Below are 3,307 nucleotides of genomic sequence, written 5' to 3'. Positions count from 1 at the left end.
CTCATGCCTCGCAGGCTAGGGGTGTCCGGTCGGCCGACGGAACCACGAGGCCGCCCCGTCCCCCGGCGGGTGGGGCCGGGTCAGTCCTTCTTCTTGTCCGACTTCTTCTTGCCGGCCTTCTTCTCCGCCTTCTTGCGGGCCTTCTTCTCCGCCTTCCTGCGCTCCTTCTTCTCCTTCTTGGTCTCCCGGCGGGGCTCGTCGGCGGCGGCCTCGGAGTCCACGACGGCCTCCGGCGCCTCCGCCTCCTCCGGCCCGGCCGGATCCGCCGCGGGGGCGGACTCCGCCGCCTCGGCCAGCCGTGCCCGGTAGGAGCGCACGTGGGTGCGGTTGGCGCAGTTGGCCTCGTCGCAGAACCGCTTGGACCGGTTCCGGCTGGCGTCCACGAGCGCGTTCTCGCAGTCCTCGCCCTCGCACACGCGCAGGCGGGTCAGCTCGCCGTCCATCGCGGTCTCCGCCAGCGCGAGGGCGGCCATCGCGGCCAGCCGCTCCACCGCGTCGGCGGGGACCTGCGCCGGGGCCAGCCCGACGACGTCGCCCCCGGCCGTCAGCCGCAGCGGGCCGGCCGCGGCGAGGAGGGCGTTCACGCGCTCCACGGCGGCCGCCTCGTCCCCGGCGGCGAGGGCCCAGACCTCGGCCAGACGGCCGCGGAGCTCGCGGCCACGCACGGCCGCGGCGGCGGCCAGGCGGAGGCGGACCTCGTCCTCCTGGAGCTCAGGGACGAGGGAGGGCAGCTGCGTGGCGGCGGTGAACCGTTCGTCGGCCGGCTGACCGCCCCGCAGGCCGGGGGCGGTGTTCAGGAACGCGGCCAGGGAGGCGAGGCGGGAGAGCGTCGGCGCGGAGAGCATGGGGAAAGCGTACGGCGGGTCCGCCCTCCCGTCACCGGCTTCACGCCGCGTATCGGGTGGCCTCCGGCGCCGTCCCGTCCAGTACCCTGACCCCCACGGACCCCGTCTGCGCGGCGGGGTGCACCCACGGGGCCGGAGGGGCCCCCGAACCAGCACAGGAGACCTCCATGTCCCAGACCTCCCAGGCGACCGGTCGCCTCTCCGCCGGGCACGTCATCGTCAAGACCCTCGAGTCCCACGGCGTGAAGCGCGTCTACTCCGTGCCGGGCGAGTCCTACCTGGACGTCCTGGACGGCCTGTACGACTCGGGCATCGAGAACGTGGTGTGCCGCCACGAGGGCGGCGCCACGTACATGGCCGAGGCCGACGGCAAGATGAACGTGGTCCCCGGCGTCGCCATGGTGACGCGCGGCCCGGGCGCCGCGAACGCCCACGTCGGCCTGCACACCGCGTGGCAGGACTCGACGGCGCTCGTGCTGTTCGTCGGCCTGATCCCGTTCGAGCACCGCGACCGCGAGGCCTTCCAGGAGTTCGACCCGCACGCCTGGTTCGGCACCGGTGCGAAGCGCGTGATGGTCCTGGACCACCCGGAGCGCGCCTCCGAGATCGTGGCCGAGGCCATGTTCGCCGCGAGCTCGGGCCGGCCCGGGCCCGTCGTCGTCGGCCTGCCGGAGGATGTGATCCGCCAGGAGATCGACGCGCACCTGCACCCGCAGATCCCCGTGGCCCCAGGCGGCATGACCGTGGAGGACTGGAAGTCCCTGCACGCCGCGCTCAAGGAGTCCCGCAAGCCGCTGTTCATCACCGGTGGCAACGACTGGACGGACGAGGGTGCGCAGACCCTGACGACGTGGCTGGAGGAGCACAAGATCCCCGCCGCCGCCGAGTGGCGCACTGAGGGCACCGTGCCGTTCTCCTCGCCGTCCTACGTGGGCCCGATCGGCTACGGCCGCCCGAAGCCGACCTACGACATGCTCGAGGAGACCGACCTCATCGTGTTCGTCGGCACCGTGCCGGGCGACGTCGTGACCAACGGCTTCACCATCCGCCAGAACTGGGACAAGAAGAACTTCCTGGTCACCATCGACCCGTCCCTGCGCGGCCGCTCCGGCCCCGTGTCCCACCAGATCGTGGCCAAGCCGGATGTGTTCATCCGCGACCTCGTCCGCATGGAGCTCGAGGTCAAGCCGGAGTGGGAGGAGTGGACCTCCCGCATGCGCGGCGAGCAGGAGAAGTTCGCGGCCCTGCCCCCGGCCGAGCCGTCCGAGGGTCAGGCGAAGATGGCCACCCTCATGGCCAACCTGGTGCCGAAGCTGCCGAAGGACTCGATGATCTCCCTCGGCGCGGGCGAGCACACCAACTGGGCGCACCGGTACTTCCCGACCGAGGGCTACCGCGCCATGATCTCGGCCCGCAACGGCTCCATGGGCTACTCGGTGCCGGGCGCCGTGGCCGCGTCCCTGAACTTCCCGGACCGCACCGTGGTGACCATCGCCGGCGACGGCGAGTTCCTCATGAACGGTCAGGAGCTGGCGACCGCCGCGCAGTACGGCGCGAAGCCCCTCGTGATCGTCATGGACAACCAGGAGTACGGCACCATCCGCACCCATCAGGAGCGCGAGTACCCCGAGCGCGTCTCCGGCACCCAGCTGAAGAACCCCGACTTCGCCGCCATGGCCCAGGCGTTCGGCGGCTTCGGGGTGCGCGTGGAGCGGGACGCGGACGTGCCGGCGGCCGTGGACGCGGCGCTCAAGGCGGTCCAGGAGGAGGGCCGGTTCGCGCTCATCCACCTGATCGTGGAGCAGCGCGTCAAGGCCTACTGAGGCCGGCGGCGCGGTCCCCGCCGTCCCTCCGGTCAGGCCGCCGTCGTGGGGACGTCGAAGCGCAGCTGGGGGACGGGGAAGGGCGCACCGTCGAGGTCCGCCTCGACCCGGTCCCGCAGCACGCCCCCGCACGCACGGATCGTGGCCACGGAGGCGGTGTTCGTCTCGTCGCACGTGAGCAGGGCGGCGGGCACCCCGCGTGCGGCCAGCAGCGTCAGGGCGCCGCGCAGCAGCCGCGCGGCGTGGCCCCGCCGCCGGAACGCGGGGCGCACCGCATAGCCCACGTGTCCGTTGACGTGCCGCAGCGCCTCGTTCAGCTCCCACCTCACGGACACCCGGCCCACCAGATGGCCCGCCTCGTCCACGCCCACGTAGAAGGAGGCGGGCACGCGGCCGGGTTCGACGTCGCCGCGCGCCTCGGCGGCGAACGCGCGGCGGATCGCGGGGAAGGAGCGGGTGCCGGCCATCAGGAAGTCGAACCCCTCCCGATGCAGCTCGGCGTCCGCCTCGCGCGCCGCGATCTCGTCCGCGGCGCGCAGCGGGCGCAGCAGGAGGCCGTCCACGGTGACGGTGGGGCTGGGGTCCGGGAGCATGTGCCGAGTGTACGAGGGGGACGCCGGGCGTGGCCGCGTGAGCCGC

The 3,307-nt window shown here is 73.3% G+C and carries 3 protein-coding genes; 1 reads left to right on the top strand and 2 read right to left on the bottom strand.

Going from position 1 to position 3,307, the window contains the following annotated elements:
• Positions 1 to 80: 80 nt before the first annotated feature.
• On the bottom strand, positions 81 to 845 hold the full coding sequence (locus QL983_RS10780) for a CGNR zinc finger domain-containing protein (protein ID WP_069942012.1): 765 nt from the start codon (positions 843 to 845) through the stop codon (positions 81 to 83).
• A 167-nt stretch (positions 846 to 1,012) separates the two neighbouring features.
• Between QL983_RS10780 and QL983_RS10775 the strand changes: the two genes are divergently transcribed.
• Complete coding sequence (locus QL983_RS10775; protein WP_049144858.1) at positions 1,013 to 2,668, top strand: thiamine pyrophosphate-dependent enzyme; 1,656 nt, start codon at positions 1,013 to 1,015, stop codon at positions 2,666 to 2,668.
• Positions 2,669 to 2,700: 32 nt separating this feature from the next.
• Here the strand turns inward: QL983_RS10775 and QL983_RS10770 are convergent, their stop codons facing one another.
• Positions 2,701 to 3,261: a GNAT family N-acetyltransferase gene (locus tag QL983_RS10770; protein ID WP_041103409.1), complete on the bottom strand. Its 561-nt coding sequence runs from the start codon at positions 3,259 to 3,261 to the stop codon at positions 2,701 to 2,703.
• Between the last annotated feature and the right edge of the window lie 46 nt (positions 3,262 to 3,307).

Origin of the sequence: Micrococcus sp. APC 4021, from assembly GCF_030407635.1 — a bacterium.
GTDB lineage: Bacteria > Actinomycetota > Actinomycetes > Actinomycetales > Micrococcaceae > Micrococcus > Micrococcus luteus.
The sequence above is the reverse complement of the archived record's forward strand: the minus strand, read 5'-3'. Positions and strand labels throughout refer to the sequence as shown.

What these genes read in the sequence shown, in the direction of transcription:
- QL983_RS10780 (WP_069942012.1), bottom strand. Translation starts at nt 845, where the DNA reads ATGCTCTCCGCGCCGACGCTCTCCCGCCTCGCCTCCCTGGCCGCGTTC.
- QL983_RS10775 (WP_049144858.1), top strand. Translation starts at nt 1,013, where the DNA reads ATGTCCCAGACCTCCCAGGCGACCGGTCGCCTCTCCGCCGGGCACGTC.
- QL983_RS10770 (WP_041103409.1), bottom strand. Translation starts at nt 3,261, where the DNA reads ATGCTCCCGGACCCCAGCCCCACCGTCACCGTGGACGGCCTCCTGCTG.